Source organism: Acetobacter sp. (assembly GCF_022483985.1).
Classification (GTDB): domain Bacteria; phylum Pseudomonadota; class Alphaproteobacteria; order Acetobacterales; family Acetobacteraceae; genus Acetobacter.
Genome location: NZ_JAKVME010000001.1, coordinates 251650 through 270751, shown reverse-complemented (window position 1 = coordinate 270751; position 19102 = coordinate 251650). Strand labels below are relative to the sequence as shown.

General features: G+C 55.5%; 14 protein-coding genes and 2 pseudogenes. 7 read left to right on the top strand and 9 right to left on the bottom strand.

The features are described from left to right. The first annotated feature begins 8 nt into the window (after nucleotides 1–8). Both ppdK and LKE90_RS01185 read left to right on the top strand, forming a co-directional pair. The gene (ppdK, locus tag LKE90_RS01190; protein ID WP_291491009.1) at nucleotides 9–2681 is read left to right on the top strand and encodes a pyruvate, phosphate dikinase; all 2673 of its coding nucleotides are present in this window, start codon (nucleotides 9–11) and stop codon (nucleotides 2679–2681) included. Between the two features lie 175 nt (nucleotides 2682–2856). Continuing rightward, nucleotides 2857–3714, top strand: a complete 858-nt coding sequence (locus tag LKE90_RS01185) for a pyruvate, water dikinase regulatory protein (RefSeq protein ID WP_291491008.1) — start codon at nucleotides 2857–2859, stop codon at nucleotides 3712–3714. A 181-nt stretch (nucleotides 3715–3895) separates the two neighbouring features. Here LKE90_RS01185 and LKE90_RS01180 read toward each other — a convergent pair whose 3' ends face one another. The 7 genes from LKE90_RS01180 to LKE90_RS01150 form a co-directional block, all read right to left on the bottom strand. Then, nucleotides 3896–4282 carry a hypothetical protein gene (locus tag LKE90_RS01180; RefSeq protein WP_291491007.1) on the bottom strand — a complete coding sequence of 129 codons (387 nt, stop codon included), beginning with the start codon at nucleotides 4280–4282 and terminating at the stop codon, nucleotides 3896–3898. Between the two features lie 66 nt (nucleotides 4283–4348). Beyond that, the gene (locus LKE90_RS01175; protein ID WP_291491006.1) at nucleotides 4349–5530 is read right to left on the bottom strand and encodes a nicotinate phosphoribosyltransferase; all 1182 of its coding nucleotides are present in this window, start codon (nucleotides 5528–5530) and stop codon (nucleotides 4349–4351) included. A 220-nt stretch (nucleotides 5531–5750) separates the two neighbouring features. After that, nucleotides 5751–7172 carry a class II 3-deoxy-7-phosphoheptulonate synthase gene (locus LKE90_RS01170; protein WP_291491005.1) on the bottom strand — a complete coding sequence of 474 codons (1422 nt, stop codon included), beginning with the start codon at nucleotides 7170–7172 and terminating at the stop codon, nucleotides 5751–5753. 1131 nt (nucleotides 7173–8303) lie between these two features. Further along, nucleotides 8304–8618 carry a hypothetical protein gene (locus LKE90_RS01165; RefSeq protein ID WP_291501387.1) on the bottom strand — a complete coding sequence of 105 codons (315 nt, stop codon included), beginning with the start codon at nucleotides 8616–8618 and terminating at the stop codon, nucleotides 8304–8306. Nucleotides 8619–8964: 346 nt separating this feature from the next. Further along, nucleotides 8965–9213, bottom strand: a complete 249-nt coding sequence (locus LKE90_RS01160) for a hypothetical protein (protein WP_291491003.1) — start codon at nucleotides 9211–9213, stop codon at nucleotides 8965–8967. A gap of 40 nt (nucleotides 9214–9253) precedes the next feature. Next, nucleotides 9254–9739: an Hsp20 family protein gene (locus tag LKE90_RS01155; RefSeq protein WP_291491002.1), complete on the bottom strand. Its 486-nt coding sequence runs from the start codon at nucleotides 9737–9739 to the stop codon at nucleotides 9254–9256. A 138-nt stretch (nucleotides 9740–9877) separates the two neighbouring features. Continuing rightward, on the bottom strand, nucleotides 9878–10870 hold the full coding sequence (locus LKE90_RS01150; RefSeq protein WP_291501386.1) for a glycoside hydrolase family 5 protein: 993 nt from the start codon (nucleotides 10868–10870) through the stop codon (nucleotides 9878–9880). Nucleotides 10871–11138: 268 nt separating this feature from the next. Between LKE90_RS01150 and LKE90_RS01145 the strand changes: the two genes are divergently transcribed. From LKE90_RS01145 to LKE90_RS01130, 4 genes and pseudogenes are all read left to right on the top strand, one after another. Further along, the gene (locus tag LKE90_RS01145; RefSeq protein ID WP_291490999.1) at nucleotides 11139–13409 is read left to right on the top strand and encodes a GumK N-terminal domain-containing glycosyltransferase; all 2271 of its coding nucleotides are present in this window, start codon (nucleotides 11139–11141) and stop codon (nucleotides 13407–13409) included. Continuing rightward, nucleotides 13406–14383: a glycosyltransferase family 2 protein gene (locus LKE90_RS01140; RefSeq protein ID WP_291490998.1), complete on the top strand. Its 978-nt coding sequence runs from the start codon at nucleotides 13406–13408 to the stop codon at nucleotides 14381–14383. Before LKE90_RS01145 ends, LKE90_RS01140 begins: the two co-directional genes overlap by 4 nt. Before the next feature lie 36 nt (nucleotides 14384–14419). Then, a pseudogene (locus LKE90_RS01135) lies at nucleotides 14420–14622 on the top strand (transposase); the annotation flags it as partial. A 247-nt stretch (nucleotides 14623–14869) separates the two neighbouring features. Next, nucleotides 14870–15624, top strand: a pseudogene (locus tag LKE90_RS01130) (IS5 family transposase). A 19-nt stretch (nucleotides 15625–15643) separates the two neighbouring features. Here the strand turns inward: LKE90_RS01130 and LKE90_RS01125 are convergent. Then, nucleotides 15644–16450, bottom strand: coding sequence for an IS5 family transposase (locus LKE90_RS01125; RefSeq protein WP_291500984.1), 807 nt, complete (start codon nucleotides 16448–16450; stop codon nucleotides 15644–15646). Nucleotides 16451–16855: 405 nt separating this feature from the next. Beyond that, complete coding sequence (locus LKE90_RS01120; RefSeq protein WP_291500983.1) at nucleotides 16856–17341, bottom strand: LysR substrate-binding domain-containing protein; 486 nt, start codon at nucleotides 17339–17341, stop codon at nucleotides 16856–16858. Between LKE90_RS01120 and LKE90_RS01115 the strand changes: the two genes are divergently transcribed. Beyond that, complete coding sequence (locus LKE90_RS01115) at nucleotides 17239–18300, top strand: multidrug effflux MFS transporter (protein ID WP_366509514.1); 1062 nt, start codon at nucleotides 17239–17241, stop codon at nucleotides 18298–18300. The two genes, LKE90_RS01120 and LKE90_RS01115, sit on opposite strands and share 103 nt — an antisense overlap. The last annotated feature ends 802 nt before the right edge of the window (nucleotides 18301–19102 follow it).

Genomic DNA, 19102 nt, shown 5'->3' with positions numbered 1-19102 from the left:
CGTTGGTCATGACGAAATGGGTTTACAGCTTCGGTGGCGGCCTGAATGAAGGCAGCGCCGGAATGCGCAATCTGCTTGGTGGCAAAGGCGCCAACCTGGCGGAGATGGCTTCCATCGGACTGCCAGTGCCTCCAGGCTTTACCATCACGACGGAAGTATGCTCGGCATACTACGATAACGGTAATGCCTATCCGACCGAGCTCGCAGAGCAGGTCGCGGCGGCCCTTCATCGCATCGAGAAATCGGTCGGTCTCGTTTTCGGCGACGCCAGCGCACCGCTGCTGGTCTCCGTCCGCTCCGGCGCCCGCGTTTCCATGCCGGGAATGATGGACACCGTCCTCAATCTCGGCCTGAACGATGAGACGGTTGAAGGTCTGGCGACATCCTCCAAGGACGAGCGTTTCGCCTGGGACAGCTATCGCCGCTTCATCCAGATGTACGGCTCCGTCGTCATGGGCGTGCCGCATCACCGCTTCGAAGACCTGCTGGAGCAGGCGAAGCACGGTCTCGGCGTCACCGACGACACGGCCATCAAGGCATCCGACTGGCGCGAGATCGTCAAGGATTACAAAGACGTCGTTCAGAAAGAGACCGGCACGCCGTTCCCGAACGATCCTCAGGAGCAGCTCTGGGGCGCGATCAGCGCCGTGTTCGGCTCATGGATGAACCCGCGCGCCCACACCTATCGCAAGCTGCATGACATTCCCGCAAGCTGGGGCACCGCTGTCAACGTGCAGGCGATGGTCTTCGGCAACATGGGCGATGACTGCGCGACCGGCGTGTGCTTCACCCGTGACCCGTCCACCGGCGAAAACATCTTCTACGGTGAGTATCTGGTCAACGCGCAGGGTGAAGACGTTGTGGCCGGTATCCGCACGCCGCAGCCAATGTCCGCTGGCCGCGCTGCTCCCGACCAGTCTCCGATGGAGAAGGTTCTGCCGGAAGCCTACAAGGAACTCATGCGCGTGCGTGATATCCTTGAGAAGCATTACCGCGACATGCAGGACATCGAGTTCACGGTGCAGAGCAACGTGCTCTATATGCTCCAGACCCGGTCCGGCAAACGCACGGCAGCCGCAGCCCTCAAGATCGCCATCGACATGGCGCAGGAAGGCCTGATCACGCAGGAAGAGGCCATCCAGCGCGTTCCCCCCGGCTCGCTCGACCAGCTTCTGCACCCGACGCTCGACCCGAAGGCCGAGAAGAACCTGTTCTCCCGTGGCCTCCCGGCTTCTCCGGGCGCCGCAGCGGGCGCCATCGTCTTCACGGCTGAGGAAGTCGAAGACCGCGCCGCCAAGGGCGAGGACGTCATTCTGGTCCGTATCGAAACCTCCCCGGAAGACGTGCATGGCATGCACGCGGCCCGTGGCGTTCTGACGACCCGTGGCGGCATGACCTCCCACGCCGCCGTCGTGGCCCGTGGCATGGGTCGTGTCTGTGTGGCCGGTGCCGGCGGCATCACCGTCGACTACAAGGCGCAGACCATGACGGTCGGCAACGTCACGCTGAAGGGCGGTGACTGGATCACCCTCGATGGTGGCACAGGCGCTGTCTATATCGGCAGGGTTGCGACCATTCCTCCGACCCTGTCCGGTGACTTCAGCACGCTGATGGGCTGGGCCGACGAAGTGCGCCGTCTGCGTGTCCGCGCCAATGCCGAGACACCAGAAGACGCCGAAACGGCCCGTCGCTTCGGTGCGGAAGGTATCGGCCTGAGCCGTACGGAGCACATGTTCTTCGGTCCGGACCGTATCGGTTTCGTCCGTCAGATGATCATGTCGGACGACGCCGAAACGCGGAAGAAGGCGATTGACGCCCTGCTTCCGTTCCAGCGCGATGATTTCTCGCAGATTTTCCGCATCATGAGCGGTCTGCCTGTGACAATCCGTCTGCTCGATCCCCCGCTGCACGAGTTCCTCCCGCATGGCGAGACGGAACTTGAGGAAGTCGCGACCGCTCTCGGTCAGTCCGTGGAGTCCCTGCGCGCACGCCGCTCGGCCCTCTCGGAAGCCAACCCGATGCTTGGCCATCGTGGCTGCCGTCTCGGCATCTCCTACCCGGAGATTTACGCCATGCAGGTCCGGGCCATCATCGAGGCCGCCATTGCCGTCTCGAAGGAGACCGGACAGGCCATCGTTCCTGAAATCATGATCCCGCTCGTCGGCATGAAGACGGAACTGGAAGTGACCCGCAAGGCAGCGGAAGCGGAAGTGGCCGCCGTCTTCAAGGAGCAGGGCACGACGCTCGAATATCTGATCGGCACCATGATCGAACTGCCGCGTGCGGCGATCACGGCTGGCCAGATTGCTGAAGTGGCCGACTTCTTCTCCTTCGGCACCAACGACCTGACCCAGACGACGCTCGGCCTGTCCCGTGACGACGCCGGTTCGTTCCTGCCCTACTATGTCGATCACGGCCTCCTGCCGAAAGACCCGTTCGTCTCGATCGACCGTGAAGGCGTGGGCGCTCTCGTCCGTCTGGGAGCCGAGAGCGGTCGCAAGACCAAGTCCAATCTGAAGCTCGGCGTCTGTGGTGAGCATGGCGGCGATCCGGACTCCATCGCTTTCTTCGAGAGCGTCGGGCTGGATTACGTTTCCTGCTCTCCGTTCCGCGTACCGGTCGCCCGTCTGGCAGCCGCGCAGGCCGCTCTGGCGACGAAGAAGGAAAAAGCTTCATCCTGACATGCGGGATGATGGCTTGATCTGAGATCAGCAACGACGGGGCGCTCCCATAAGGGCGCCCCGTTTTTGTTTATGCGATATGGAAACAAAAAACCGGCTCAAAGGCTCATGAAACGACGTGTTTCCTTTTCCATGTGGAAAGGAGAAACCGTTTCTGAAAACACAGGCTTCCAACATGACCAAACGCAGCATCAGCCTCCATCTGGTTTCCGGTGGCACGGGACAGACTCTCGATACGCAGGCTAAGGCATGCGCCCCACATTTCCCCGATGTGGAGTTTCATATCCGCCACTGGAATCTGGTCCGTAGCCGGACCCAGTTACGTCGCGTGATCTCAGGCATCTCCAGCGAACCCGGCCCGGTTCTGTCCTCTCTCATTGATGTGGAATTACAGAACGCTCTGGTGGATGGCTGCAAACGGGCCGGGGTGCAGTTGCTGGACGTCATGAAAAACACGCTGGGCTTTCTGGAAGGCGCCACCGGCACGCAGGCCATTGATGGCGGCCCCGGCGGTCAGTACATCATGGACGAGAACTATTTCCGCCGTATCGACGCCATGCACTACGTCATCGAGCACGATGACGGCCAGCAGACCCGCGAACTCAGAGATGCGGACGTCGTGCTGGTCGGTGTCTCCCGCGCCTCCAAAACGCCGACCTGCTTCTACCTTGCCAACAAGGGCATCAAGGCCGCCAACGTGCCGCTGGTGCCCGACACGCCCCTCCCCCCCGAACTGTTTGAACTGGATGTCCCGGTTATCGGACTGACCATTGCGCCGGAAGCCCTGCTTGAAATCCGTCGGACACGACTGAACAGCATGGTGCCCGCCAAGCAGCATGCCGGAGGCACATCCCTGACGCGAACAAGCTATATTGATCCGGAAGAAGTCAGAAATGAGCTGCTATGGGCGAAACGCCTCTGCACGCGTCACGGCTGGCCGATCATCGACATCACCAGACGGTCGATTGAAGAAACCAGTGCGGCTGTTCTGGATATTCTGGAACATCCCAACCCGCTTTCAGCGCCGGGTTGAGTGAAGACAACGGTTCCTTGGTCCGCCTCCTCCAGCCGGGGGCGGTTTCCGGGGCGCTGCCCCGCACCCCGCTGAAGGCGCACGCCTTTGGAAACCGATCTGTCGGAGTCAAGGGGCCTATGGCCCTTTGCAGGTGCGGACAGAGCCCGCATAAGAGTCCTTTCACAGGACTGACTGTGTTCTACTCTTCGTCATCCGCTTCATAGCGACGCGGATCGAGCAGACGCCAGTCACGCTCTTCTTCTGTCGCCGGGCGATCCATGAACTCATTCAGTTCGCCCGAAGACACCCAAGGGTCGTCCGTTCCCAACACTTCAGCATTTTCGCCGAACGAGAACCACGCCTCAAGCGTGTCCCGCGCAGAAGCACCCGGCACACGGCAGATTTCTATACTATCCCGCACATAAGCGCGCGCAAATGCATTGGCATGTTCGGCATCAAGAAAGCCCTTGATATCCTCGATGATATTGTCTTCCGCGCCTCCGGAAAGGTCGAGAAGACGCACAACCGGCCCCGTTTCCTGAGCCGCTACGGTCGCGTCTTCACCATTTTCTTCGGCTTCAGTCATGAACGAAACAGCTCCTGTGATTCACATAAAATCATTATAGAACAGCAGATTCAGCAAGGCAGCCGATCAGCCCGGATGCAGCCGCCGACGCTGCCTCTCTTCCGCCTTGCGAAATGACGGCAGAAGAAACTCCCGACCGGTCTTGACGCTTTCCACGCCGTCATACGTCACGATGTCCGCCGTGGCATAGGTTTCATTCCATAGTTTGGGAATGAAAGACCCCGTCCCCACGACATCAATGGGGGCATTCGCGTCCGCCATGCTGGCGCATTTCGTCACGCCGAAGCCCGATGACACGACAATCTTCACTTTCTCGAAGCCCGCATCGTCAAGCACTTCGCGCATCCGCCAGATCGCAGCGGCCGAAACACCCGTGCCGATCAGATTCCGCAGTTCGCCCTCCGACCGATATCGTCTGATGGCATCGGGAACATAACGGTCCAGAACAGCATAGGACTCCTGAGGGTCCAGCCCTTCAAGGAAACGCCCACCATGCGTATCAAGACGCAGACTGACCCGCCCGGCGTGTGCGAGTTCCTCGAAGCGACGGCAGACGGCGAGGCCGTCCGTGATCTCACGGCCATAATAATCGACCAGAACCGTCAGATCCGTTTCAGGATAGACCTCGTGAAACATCTCGGCGGCCCGCAGCGTGGAGCCGGCATAACCGATAAGAGCATGCGGCATGGTGCCGAAGCCGTGCGTCTCGCCGAAAAAGGACGCCGTTGCATCGTTGGCGCCCCCGATAAAACCGATAGCGCCTTCCTTCTGGGCCGCACGGCTGCCCACGGACGCACCGTAGCTCATCAGTTCCTGCATCTCGTAGCCGGCGCAATGACGGGCTTCCATCGCGAGGAACCGTGCCTTGGGAAGAGACAGGGCCATCTGGTAGGCACGATGCGCCGCAACACAGCATGCCCCCAGCTTCTGAAGCATCAGCGTTTCAAGTTGCGTGAGGTGCGAGAAGAAGCCTGTGATATAAAGCAGCGGCTCTCCTGCCCCAACCCAGTCGCCTTCAGCAAAAACCGGCTCGACCAGAATCTCGATCCCCCGTTCGCGGGCGATATTCTTCAGCCATGTTTCGACAACCGCGGTGGCGGAAAGGACCGGACGGCGGATAAATACCGCGTAAGTCACCACGCAATCGCCGAATCTGGAAACAATCTCCCGTGTCCGGTTGAAATAACTGTCAGTCCGGGCATGAATCGCCGCATCATCAATCGGGGCGACACAAAGCGAGGAACTCACACCTGAAGCCACCTCGGAGCGAGGTTCTTTCGGCTGTGCGGAAGACGTTTTCAAAACCACGACCTGCCCTTTCCTAGGCGCCACCACCAGACGCGCTGTATTATCCTGAGCATAGACCCCGCCCACGACAAGGTCACAGAACGCAAGGCAGGCAGAAAAGTGACGGCGCGCTGTTTATGACAGAGGCGTCGCCCCCGTCATAAACACCGGTTTGGCCCGGTTAAACGCTCTTGCGCAGAGTACGGGCGCGCGCATTCAATTCCTCGGCAATCAGGAACGCCAGTTCGAGAGACTGTTCGGCATTGAGACGCGGATCACAGAACGTCTCATACCGTGCGCCGAGATCATGCTCCGTGAGCTGATGCGCACCGCCGACGCATTCGGTCACATCCTGTCCGGTCATTTCCATGTGCACACCTCCCGGAACCACGCCTTCGGCTGTCAGGATGTCGAAGAATCCCTGCACTTCCGTCAGAATGGCTTCGAACGAGCGCGTCTTGACGTTGCTCGCCGTGGAGATGGTGTTGCCATGCATCGGATCGGACATCCACGTCACCGTGCGGCCGAGCCCTTTGACCGCCTGCACCAGACCCGGCAGATGGTCCTGAATCTTGGTCGCGCCCATGCGGGAGATCAGGGTGATACGCCCCGCCTCGTCCGCGGGATTGAGAATCTCCAGAAGCTGCTCAAGCGCGTCGATCTGCGTCGTCGGACCGACTTTGATGCCGATCGGATTACGAACGCCGCGCAGGAACTCGACATGGGCCCCCTCCGGCTGGCGGGTGCGATCCCCGATCCACAGGAAGTGCGCCGAGCAGTCATACCACTCGCCGGACGTTGAATCGACGCGTGTGAAAGCCTGCTCATACTGGAGCAGCAGTGCTTCATGAGACGTGTAGAACTCGGTCTCGTCGATCTGCGGCGCCGTCGTGGAGTTGATGCCACATGCGGCCATAAATTCCAGTGTCTCGTCGATGCGCTCCGCAAGGGCGCGGTAACGCTCGGCCAGAGGCGACCGCTCGACAAAGCCGAGATTCCAACGATTGACCCGGTTCAGGTTGGCATAGCCACCACGGGAGAACGCCCGCAGCAGGTTCAGAACACTGGCCGACTGGAAGTAGGCTGTCTCCATCCGCTTGGGGTCAGGAATACGGTCTTCCGACGTGAAAGCCGGTCCGTTGATGATATCGCCACGATAGGACGGCAGCGACACATCCCCCACTGTTTCCGTGTCGGACGACCGGGGCTTGGCATACTGGCCCGCCATACGACCGATTTTCACCACCGGCACCTTTGCGCCGAAGGTCAGCACGACCGCCATCTGAAGCAGCACGCGGAACGTGTCACGGATGAAGTCCGCCGAGAATTCGGAGAAGCTTTCCGCGCAGTTTCCACCCTGAAGCACGAACGCACGACCAGCGGCCGCATCAGCCAGATGCTCGCGCAGACGGCGCGCCTCACCGGCAAAAACAAGCGGAGGATAGCTTTTCAGCCGTCCTTCGACCGCTTTCAGGACAGATTCGTCCGGATAGGTCGGCACCTGCTTGATGGGAAACGACCGCCAGCTTTCCGGCGACCAGTTGGCAGCCGTCGCCGGGGCGGCTGTCAGGGGCGATGCGGAAGGGCTGAGCGTGACACTCATGGTCGGTTCCTGTCGATAAGCGCCGGACCATTGTGGTTCGGCTGTTTCAGAAAAGCTGATGTTGAAGGGATCCCCACGCAAGACGTGGGCCGGACTTTATGCCGGAGATTGGCTCCGAGTGCAAAAAGCACCTCGTCACCGGACAACACAACCGCCCACTGACACCAGAGCCCTTGCATCGCTTTTCGCACGAGCGAAACCGGTGCTGACGGTTTCACACTTTCGGCATACCACACCGGAAGCATGCCAAAAAAAAACGATAATTCACTCATGGGCAGACCCTCTTTGCGGCCACAGGTCAGAAGTCGGGACTACTTATTCCCGTAAACATCACCAGACGACGGTTCAAAGCGGCTCTCACGCTGAGGTTTCTTTCCTGACACAAGATATGACCTGGCCGTCAACGGGGTTTGCGCGTCCATCGGGACTGTTCCGCCACAAGCGATAGAAATATCTTGATGTTTCCAAGAGGTTTGCAAAGAGGGAAGCATCCCTGAAGCAAAAAGGTTTCCGCCTCATTCAGATAAAAACGTCTCGACAAAACCCTGAGCAATTCAACGTTCTGTCTGCTGGTGACTGCAGATGCTGCAATCCAGCTTGAGCCGTCTTCAGTGCCAACCGCATTCATGGATGATCTGTAACAGAAACACCGCATCCGCCCGGAGAGCCAGTGAGCAAATAGTCACGTCACTACCCGGAAAGAGACGGTCACAACCTTCGTCACCGTCCGAATACACCACGCAACTCGTTCCACTCTTCATTCGCCATATCCGGAGCCCACCACCCCACGCCAATTCTCCGACAGATTATGAGCCCATTCGTCTGCAGACAGGAATTTTTAAATCTTTTTCATGCAGATTGAAATGAGGGTATCTATGAAAACGATACAGGACGGGATTGGATTTTAACTTCACAACCCCTGAGATACAGCGTAACACTCTCTGAATACGGAGTGAATTATATGCATAAACTTCTGGCTCTCTCGTTTCTAATTCTTCTGGCCGGATGTGGTATGCAACATGCTGGCTGCCCAGACGATCTACCCAATGCGCCGGATGATAATTCCGGCGTCAAGTCAGCCATCAGGACCTGCAATTAAAATTTACCATTCAAGGGCGATACGGGACTGATTTAGACGCCGCCCTTGTTGTGCAACGTGTTTTTTTCGTCCTGCGCTCTCTCCATGATTTCTGACAGCTTGCTCGTATAGGTCTTTTTCACCCTGGCGACAGCATTCTTAAGGCTTTCCTTCGGTGATTTCTGACATTCATCCCGGATAGATCTGGAAAGCCCTTTTGTTACTTCGTCCGGAGCCTGAGATTCCGCCATTTTGTTACCCGAATAATTATCATGTTCTTCATTCAGGTAATCCAGGCAACTTTCCTTTGTCGTAACTTTCCGGATCAACTCACCGTAGTCACTATCCTCCTCCTGCGCCCTCGCCATATTGGATCCCAAGAACAAGGACCCAATAAATAGTAAAATTATAACCCGTTTCACTGTAAAAGTTCCTCCAGCCTTATAATCTGTCTGACAGCCACTCTTCACCAGTTCAATATCCCAGATACTCACAATCAGAACAACTCATCACAGCATCTTTAATGAGCTATAGAATCATGCGTATTCCGAGAGAAATTTAACAAGCAATCCATCTCGTACGATTTGATTGCCTATCCGTCTGCTGAAGACAGATGAAAGGAAAAACCCGGCAGTGCATCCACGGAAAAGTGGGGAGATACAGCGTTTTTTATCCACTCCATCCCCCCCTTCGCTTACACACAGTCAGCAATGCTTAATGCAGCAGGGTCGCCACCAAGGCATGCTCATCAATTGCGGACCGGACCATCTCGCTATCTTCGGTGGTGCCCATCAACTCGCCATTTGCAGCGTAGATTGTAAAAACCTCCTGCCCAAACTGAGATTCTCTACGCACATACACGAGACTGGGAAGACCAAGGCTCAGAAACTGAGCATCCGTCAGGTTTCGGATATCGACCAGATCACGGACGGCAGGAGTATTGCCGGATGCTTTATGCTGCATGTCTCCTCCTTGCATTAAACCGCATTCCAATTCAGAAAAATCACTCATCGCCTATGGTGCGAACAGTTCGTGGAGATGCCGGGACCGAACCCTCATTGACAACCGATTTAGTCGCACTGCCTTTGGTAATATCAATGCGCCTTACACGCACCTCAGGTTCCGGGCGGAACAGATCAATGTGCAGCAGGCCATTATCGAGCCACGCGCCGCCGATATCGATCCCCTCCGCCAGAACGAAAGACTTCTGAAACTGACGGGCTGCAATGCCACGATGGAGGAAGATACGTCCCTGAATATCCTCGGACTGCCGCCCACGGATGACCAGCTGATTATCCTCCTGCGTGATCTGGAGATCCTCCATGGTGAATCCCGCCACCGCCAGCGTGATCCGCAGCGCGGACGAGCTGAGCTGCTCGATGTTGTAGGGAGGATACCCATCCCCCGACGATTTGGACGCACGCTCAAGCATGGTCTCAAGATGATCAAAGCCGAGAAACATCGGCGACCCAAACACTCTTCCAGACAACTCAGCCTCCTCTCTTGAGCGAGACACTCCCTGCCGGCCCCGCTTGGGCGACCAGCTCTCCTGTAAAGATATGGAACTCCTGTCACGCCTTGCAAGAGGGCATGCAGGAGACCCATAGAAAGCAGTCAGTTCATGAGGCTAATTTACGAACTGCTTCAGCACAGTCATCTGGGGTTTCTCAGTCCCGTCCTTATCGGGCGCTACCGAAAACATGTAGTTTCCCCACAATGGTCCGCCAGACCAGTAGGTCCAGCCATACCAGACATCAGACGCCTGATTGATGAAATTCAATGCCACCCGCAGATCCGCCAGACACCCCGCGCTAGAGCTCACGCCAAACTCCCCAAGCAGCCCCTTAGCCTTGTGCGCCCTGAGCCAGTCGGTAAAGGGAGCCAGCCGGGATTCCACCTGATCTTCCGGCACACATTCCGCCGACGTGCCAGAGCTGTAGCGGTCAAAGTACTCATGCACCTCAAAGATAAGGCCGTTGCCCGGATCGGTAAGAGTTGCCAGTGCATCGCCGTTCACCTGTGGGAAATTATGCGCGCCATCCCAGTTCACCCCTGACACGGCAATCAGGTTTTTTGCACCGGCAGCCCTGATGGCGTTAATGACTTTCTGCTGGATGCCTGCCCAATCTCCACCCGATGAGAGCTTCGGCTCATTCATAAGCCCGAAGAGAACACCGGAATCATTACCAAAAACCGTGGCCAACCTGACCCAGAGATCAACAAAGGCATCGACCGAAACCGTATCCGAACCAATAAGCTGACCGCCATATGCACCGTAATTATGCACATCAATGATGACTTTTGCTTTACCAGCTTCCGCCATCGTCACCACACTCTGGATATGTGCGAGATACTGGGGGGCCAGATCGGACAATGGCTGGGACTGCAATCTCTCCCAGAGCACGGGCAGACGAACCAGCTTCATCCCGGCTGAGGTAAAATAATCTATCTCACTCTGCCGTGGAAACATATAATCCCAGCCGTCGCGCCCCGGCACCTTGTTGCTGGCAAACGCGGCGGCTGACAGATTGACGCCAGCCATCGGCGCCGCGCAGGCCCCGTCAGCGACAAGGCATGAGGCCCCTATAGCGCAGCATGACAAGAAACGGATCAGATTCATATATTTTCTCCATTTAATAGAAATAAAATCAAAATATTTACACAAACGATATGATTAGATAATATTTTAAATATATTTATTTACCAATAAATATTCATTTATATTTTAAATTATCCATCCGAATAACACCCCCCTGACAAGACCATCACATATATATTAATTTATTCAATCTCAACCTGTTGATTGTGCAGATAAGAATGGCAATGATTGGTTTGCGGCAAAAACGCCTGTTGCCTTATTTCCGCAACCGGAGGAAACACGTTTCATCATGACCAACTTCCTCGTCCTTTCTGTGCATGACTTCCGTTCCCGCCGCAAGGCCAGCGTACATTTCATCGCAACCGAACTGGCAAAACGTGGTCAGGTGAGATTCTATTCCACCGGCCTCAGCCGTCTTTCCGAACATCGAGGCGATACACGCACGGATCTGGCATCGCGCGCGAACCGGGTCGAAGTGGAAAATGGCGTGGAGTGTTATCTCCAGCGCGGCTTATGGCATCCCTTCCGAATCATGAAGACCGGAGCGCGGCCGCTGGAAACAGCCATGTTCTGCTTCTACCGCTGGCGCATGCCATCCATCCTGAAGCAATGGATACAACAGGCGGACGTGGTTTTCATCGAGTCCGGTATGGCGACCGTCTATATCTCCGACGTCAAACGCCTGAACCCGGAAGCCAGAATTATCTATCTCGCTTCCGACGACCTTGCCGTAGTCGGAGCAGCCCAAACGATCCAGAAGGAATTTGTCCGGCATTTCGACAAGATAGACCTTGTCCGCCTCCCCTCCCGGCTTCTGCTGGACGGCATGCCACACAGCCGGAACGCGATTTTCGCCCCACAGGGGGTGGATCGCGAGCTGATGGAACGGACCCGTCCTACTCCGTTCAAGGGACGTCTGGCCTGTGTCTCAGTTGGCTCCATGCTCTTTGACGCCAGTTTCTTCAATCTGGCGGCACCGGAATTCCCCGATCTGGATTTTCACGTCATCGGAGCCGGACGAGCGGCTGAATTACTCGACAGGCGTCCCAATATCATCGTCCACGACGAAATGCCGTTTGAAGAAACGCTGGACTACGTACAGAACTGCGCCTTCGGTATCGCGCCCTATAAAAACGCCAACACTCCACGGTATCTTTTTGATACTTCTCTCAAACTCAAGCAGTTCGCTTTTTTTGGAAAACCGGCTGTCTGTCCAGAATTCACCGCCGGCGAAGACAGAAGCCGGTTTGGCTATGTGCCCGGCAACAGGACATCGATCCTGACTGCTATCCGGGGAGCTCTCACCTGCACCGATCCGATCACACTGGACATTCCGACATGGGCTGACGTCGTAGACAGACTCCTTACCCCCGAACGCTTCCCGGAACATCGCATTGTGAATACGACAAACAATCAGACCGTCGCCATTTATCGCACTGAAATCCTGCCGCTTTCAGAGACTTTCGTGCGGGATCAGGCTCTGTGGCTTCATCGCTGGAAACCTGTGCTGATCGGCGAACGCGAGGTCGATAAACTTCCACTGGAAGGACTACGGGTACAATCCGTCTACAAGGGCGCCGCCACTTTTTTGCAAAAAGCATGTGGCGCGATTGCCCGTCGGCTTGACCTCCCTCCACCCGGGATCATGCGGATCGCACGGCGGGTGAATCCCAGCCTCATTCACGCACATTTTGGCTTTGACGGCGTCGAAGCCTGGCCGATTGCCCGTCGCCTCGGTGTTCCACTGGTGGTCACTCTGCACGGATCTGACATCCATACGAATATGGACTGGTTTGCATCGGGTTCAGGAGGGCGTCGCTGGAAGGATTATCCACGCAGGCTGGCAAGACTCGCCAAGTATCCACAGGTCAGTTTCATTGCCGTGTCGGGACCGATCAGAGAATCGGCTATTCGCAATGGAATACCCGCAAACCGTATTTCCATTTGTCATATCGGCGTCAACATTGAACGTTTTCAGCCTTCGGCCCCACCGATAGGCGAACGCGGGCCTGTCATCTTATTTGTCGGGCGTCTTGTCGAAAAGAAAGCCCCCTCTATCCTTCTGGAGGCTTTCCGGCACGTAAGGCATGCAGTGCCAGATGCACAACTGATTATCGCCGGAGACGGACCACAGAGAGATGCATTGGAACAACAAGCTTCCTCGATAGGCGCAGTAAGTTTCAAAGGCGCCGTCACTCTTGAAACCATTCGCTCTCTTATGAAAACCACCCGTGCTTTCTGTCTACCCAGTATTACCGCGTCCAATGGGGACGCGGAAGGGCTTGGGTTAGTTCTTCTGGAAGCTCAGGCCAGTGGTGTGCCAGTTGTCACATCTGCCAACGGTGGAGCCACCGAGGGTATGATAGATGCTGAGACCGGATTTGCTTTTCAGGAGAAAGATACCGAAGCGTTGACGCGTCATCTGATCACTCTCCTGACCGATGACGCACTGGCGACCCGTTTTGGAAAAAATGCCCGCGTCTATATTGAAGAGAATCACGACATCAGAACCTGCACGGCACGCCTTGAAGCCGCATATGACTGGGCCTGCGCACAATGACCATCACGTTTTCTGTGGTTATTCCTGCTTATAATGCTGAAGCCTTTCTCGATCGAGCCATTCATTCAGTTCAGGTACAGACAATACCGCCCAAGGAAATTCTGATAATCGACGATTGCTCTACGGACAGCACCCGCGACAAAGTCGCAGACATGACAAAAGAAGATCCTCGTATACGTCTTCTGAAAACGTTCAGAAATGGCGGCCCTTCCGCAGCCCGCAATCTTGGCTTTGAGAACGCAACAGGTGACTGGATTGCTGTTCTTGATGCAGATGATGCTTTCGCTCCCAATCGTTTGGAACAGTTCTCTGTAATGATCGACCACGTGTCAGCCGATATTCTCGCTGATGATCTGCTTTACTATGATGCTGGCGCGGCTTGTGTGACGGAAGCCGCCAAAGCGACACGAGATTTCAATGGTCAACGCATTACGCTAAGAGATTTCCTGAGTCACAATATCGTAGATGGAAAGTCCGTGGACTGGGGACTGCTGAAGCCTGTCTTCCGAAATGAATTTCTTTCTGAAACCAAACTTCGTTACCAAACAGATATGCGGCATGGAGAAGATTTTTATTTTTCCGTCAGCGCGCTTTTAAAAGGCGCACGATTTATTCTGATCGATCAACCACTCTACCTTTACACACAGCGCTCTGGCAGCATCAGCAAAGAAATTTCTGAGTTAACGCGTACCAGAATAGCTTACGATGCGCTGGCCAGTTCCGCGCTCTCTCTTACCAATCAGGCTGGAATTTCTGGCCACTCTGAACTGATCAATCTGCTTGAAAAACGTGCAAAAGGTTTGACACGCTTGGACGACGCCCATTTTTTTTCTGTCGCCATTCGAAAACAGGACATCAAGGGATTAATCTGTCGTTCGGTAAAACGTCCTGCATTTGTGAAACATGCGCTAAATTCTGTCCGACTTGCGCTGCAAAAAAGATTTATACGCATTCTACGGCGTGTCGTCAGTTAAGCGCTGAGAATTGTACTTTCTTGCCTCCCTGTGGTGATTGTTTTCCTCGGTTTCAGGAGGAGCGGCGGGTATGGCTTACGAGATGATCAGTGGGAACAGATAAAAGACCTTTTTCCCGGGCATGAAGGCCATGTCGGTGGCACATCTCGGATAATCGTTGTTCGTAGAGGCCGCGTTGTATCGCTATCGTGCCGACATTCCGTGGCGTGATCTTCCTTGCGCGCTTCGGAGATTGGAAGAAGGTCCTATTCGAATGGTGACAACGTCACACTGTTTGCTGTCGTTGACGCAAGCTTCTGAGATGCGACAGACCAAAACAGCCCTGTTGAAGTTGTCTCAGGACTGTCTGATAAGCCACCGGCCTGACTGACGCACAGCTTGAGGAAATCTTCGCTAGAGCATGTCGTCCGTTAGCATCAGACGCTATGAGGCTTGTACTTCCATCTGATCTGTGATGTTTTCTCCCTGTTTTCAGGGAGAAAATGAATGCGACGATATGGCCTGAGTGACAGCCAGTGGGAACGGATAAAAGATCTTCTCCCGGGTCGCGAAGGTCATGTCGGTGGAGCGGCTGCCGATAACCGTCTGTCCGTGGAAGCGGTTCTGTATCGTTACCGTGCCGGCATTCCCTAGCGTGACCTGCCTGTCCGTTTTGGTGACTGGAAGAACGTCCACCGGCGACTGCGTCGCTGGTGCGAAAGCGGCGTGATCGAACGGATTTTCCGGCATCTGGCTACCGATCGCGACAACGAATATATGATGATCGACAGCACGATTGTCCGGGCTCACCAGCACAGTGCGAGTGTCCGTAAAAAGGGGGCGCGGATCAGGCCATCGGGCGGTCTCGTGGCGGACTGACTTCGAAAATCCACACCATTGTCGATGCCGCAGGAAAGGCGGTTGCCCTGTCCCTGACGCCCGGGCAGAGAGCGGACATCACGGAAGCAGAACCTCTTCTGGATAAGGTCGATCCCAAAGCTTTTATTGCCGACAAGGCTTATGACGCCGATCCGCTCATTGAAATGCTTGAAGAACGGCAGATCACACCGGTTATCCCTTCAAGGAAAAACCGACGCAATCCACGGAAAATCAGCTTCCAGCTCTACAAAAACAGAAACATCATTGGACGCTTCTTCGCCAGGCTGAAGCAGTTCAGAGGCATTGCAACACGCTACGACAAGCTGAAATCAACATTCCTCGCAGCAGTGCAACTCGTTTCCGCCATCATCGGAATTAACTGACAACACGCCCTAGAGTGTGTTATGCACTTTGGCAGAGCAGGCTGGCTGCGTTTTTCAGCATGAAACCTGCGATGGTGTGCATTGCGGCGAGGGTTGAAGCGCAGCGCTCGTAGTCTTTCACGAGCCTTCTGCATCGTGTTGCCCACGCGAACGATCTCTCCACGATCCATCGGCGGGGCAGCAACACAAAACCCCGTTTTGCCCGAGGCAGCCGGACGATTTCGAGGGTGATATCCTGCTCTTCAGCGGCTTTCGCCGCTTTTGATCCGGTATAGCCCTGATCGGCCCATGCAAGTTCAACGCTCCCGTCTGTTGCCTGCTGAATGGCTTCCGTCAGCGGACCGACTTCTCCCCGGTCGTCCCTGTTTGCCGGGGTGACGTGCAGGGCCAGAAGATGCCCCAGGGTATCGACCGCCATGTGAAGCTTCGATCCGTTCTTTCTTTTCGCGCCATCATACCCAGCGCGCGATCCACTCTCCGGTGTCGAACGCAGTGTCCGGCTGTCGATAATCGCCGTTGTCGGCTCAGCCTGTTTTCCTGCAGCCAGCCGCAGCACAGCCCGGAGATCGTGGACAACAGCCTCGAAACATCCCGCTTCCATCCAGCGCCGGGATTGCTGATAAACCGCAGTCCACGGCGGAAGATCGTTCGGCATCGTCCGCCACGCAATGCCGTAACGGATCATATATCGAAGACCGTTGAGCAGATCCCGCAGATCATGATGCCGTTGTTCCGCGTCTTCCTTCATCAGAAGAAGATACGGAACAATCAGAGACCACTCTTCGTCACTGATATCAGATGGATATGGTTTGCGTGCAGTATTCATCCAGCTGTTCTGCAACACTCACGCCAGAAAGTACATAACACCCTCTAGGATGACGGCCGACAACGTGACCGTTCAGGCATCATGAATAAAGGCTGGCCTGACTTCGACTATATCTATTCGCCCGCTCACAATGCGGAGCGGCGAGTAACTGATACCAACAGCTATTACGTCTGACTCATCTGTGAAGTGACGTGGCCAGTCAGTTCTGATTCTGTCTTGTGAGGGAGGATCGGAGATGGCTGGTGCGATTGCATTGCGGACGGATTATACGGCTGAGGCGCTTCATGGCCTCGATATAGGTCGCTTAGGGAACCTAACAGACTACTGTTGTGAATCCCTTACGATAAACATACGTCAAGGGGATAAACGTGAAAAATAAAGCCACACACTCAAAAAAAACACTTTCTACCCTCTGTAGCGCAGGTGATCGACGAGAAGCGCAAACGCTGCAGAAGGCTCCCGGCGGCTTGGATAATACAGGTGGTATCCCGGAAAAGGCGGGCACCAGTCTTCCATGACCCGCACAAGACGTTTCTTTTTGATGTGTTCGACCACATGATCTTCCATGATGAAGGCGAGCCCGAAACCTGCCAACGAGGCCCGGACGATCATATCGACATTGTTGAAGGCGAGTTGACCGTCAACACGGGCACGGACTTCACGTCCGTCTTTCTCAAGTTCCCAGCTATAAAGTCCGCCACCAGTAAGAAAACGAAGGTTGATGCACTGGTGATCGGCAAGATCATGAGGTGTTTGCGGTGGAGAACGCCCTTTGAAATAGGCAGGCGATCCAACCATCGCCATCCGCAGTTCAGGCCCGATCCGGACGGCAATCATGTCCTTCGCGATCGCCTCCCCAAGACGCACACCCGCATCGAAGCGCTCGGTCACGATATCAGTCAGACTCTATCCTGTGCGCCTGTTCCGGAAGTATCGGCAGTCTGATCGCATGGAGGATCGTGCAGGCGTTCGGCGCTTCAGCCGGGGTCGTCCTATCCCGCGCGATGGTCCGCGACCTGTATCAGGGGCATCATGCCGTCCGGATGCTCTCGACGCTGATCACCGTCATGGCCATCGCACCGTTGCTGGGACCGATCGTGGGCGCACAGATTCTAGCTCTGGGCGGCTGGCGGTCGGTTTTCGGTCTTCTGGGAGGCGTCGGTATCGCCACTCTCGCGGCTGTCGCCACCTTACCGGAAACATTGACGCCCGATCGTCGTCACCACGAGCCTCTGTCGCGCGCCTTCCTGCGCTACGGCGAACTTCTCACGACACCTCGCCTCATGGCCTATACGGGCGCCGGTGCTTTCTTCTATGGCGGCATGTTCGCCTATGTCGCGGGCACGCCATTCGCCTACATTTCCTATTACCATGTTCCGCCCCGCTATTATGGCCTGCTGTTCGGAGCAGGGATTATCGGAATCATGGCGACGAACATGCTCAATGTCCGACTGGCCCACAGGATCGGCAGCGACCGCATGCTGCGATTTGGCACGTTTCTGGCGGCCGTCGCGGGTATACCGGTCGCACTCGCTGCGTGGACCGGCTGCGGAGGATTATGGGGGCTGGTCGTCCCGCTGTTCATCTTTGCTTCGGCGACCGGATTCATCGTCGCCAACTCGATCGCCGGCGCCCTCAACACGTCACCAGCGCGATCAGGTTCGGTTTCGGCGTTCGTTGGGGCGGCGCAATATGGCAACGGCATTGTGGGCTCAGGTCTGATCGGAGCGTTCGCCGATGGCACGCCTTGGCCCATGGGCTGGGTGGTTGCCCTGAGCGGCATCGGCAGTCTGCTCTGCGCCGCCGCACTGTCGCTTCATCCTTTCCGAAATCGGAGTGGGGAGACCTGAAGCTCTGCGCGTAAGGCCTCTTTCGCAACGGGCAGGGAAACCAAAATACCCCGTCACGTAAAAACATTGCCATGATCACAATGAAATACTTCGCGTCATCCATGACAGTCCACGTCTTCGGGAACGTCACCACGTCAGGTGTTTCCGTTGGATCGTTCCGCAATACGAGAAAACACTCTCCGCTGACGGGTGCTGGTCGCTTTGTCAGCGCCATGATCTGGCTACGTGACTCCAGACACATTCACAAACTCTTATCGTCACTCTCAGAATAATTACGTTCCGAACAAATAACAGGCCACCCTTCCCTCAATGTCTATACATACGGGAAACTCTGCCATCTCCTCATCATTCGCCGACTGACCCAACACCTGAGCAAAACATGCACGGATAAGTCAGGGGATTCCCTATCAGTAACGATTCTACAGAAAATTTATTATTTTATAAGGAAACACTCAGTCAGGATATCCGAAGAAGGATAGCTTTATTGAAAAGAATCACAGTCATAAAACACTCAAACGACACAAGATTTTTCTTCGCGTATTTTTCGTTGCAGTTTCATATTGACAAACCCCGAACGCATAACGCAAATTAAGTTGTCTATACATTAAGATAAAAAATCCCAGTCCAGTCAAAACGGCTTTCCAAAGACGTTTTACAAAAGAAATGTTTTCAAGTCCCGGTTCCGATCCCCACAGTGAACAACCTCGAAAGCCACACCGACATGGACAACACATTCATATTCATGCGTCGTCTGAGTGGATGTAGCGCCTCCTGCTGTCTTGCTTATCTTGGATCGTCGATC